General features: G+C 45.1%; 1 protein-coding gene. It reads right to left on the bottom strand.

Features of this window, described 5'->3' with window-relative positions; translation table 11 throughout:
• On the bottom strand, window positions 1-247 hold a 247-nt coding region (locus SB658_RS22845), incomplete at its 3' end, for a DUF436 family protein (protein ID WP_410602529.1).
• Between the last annotated feature and the right edge of the window lie 72 nt (window positions 248-319).

Raw genomic sequence — 319 nt, 5'->3', positions numbered from 1 at the left:
CTAGGTTAAGCCGGAAAGCCACTTCTTCTTCCACAACAAGAGCACGATTCAAATGCTCACAGCACTGGAAAGCCAGCTCAATGCCGGTCTCTCGTCTTAACTGATCCAATTCTTGATAAATGGACGCAGCTATTTGCTCACTTCCTGCTGTCCCAATATGCTCACCAGCCACTTCTGATGTACTGCAGCCGATCACTAAAATCTGCCCAGCACGCAGTTCAACCATTTGATGAAACTCTTTTAACATTTCAAGGAAACCGTGACCAACGTTAATGTCAACAGGACGTAATATGTTCCTCTATACGACGTTCTTCAGATC

This window comes from Bacillus sp. SIMBA_008 (genome assembly GCF_046535495.1).
Lineage (GTDB): Bacteria > Bacillota > Bacilli > Bacillales > Bacillaceae > Bacillus > Bacillus subtilis.
Note: the sequence above shows the minus strand (reverse complement) of the source record. Positions and strands in the feature narration are given on the sequence as shown.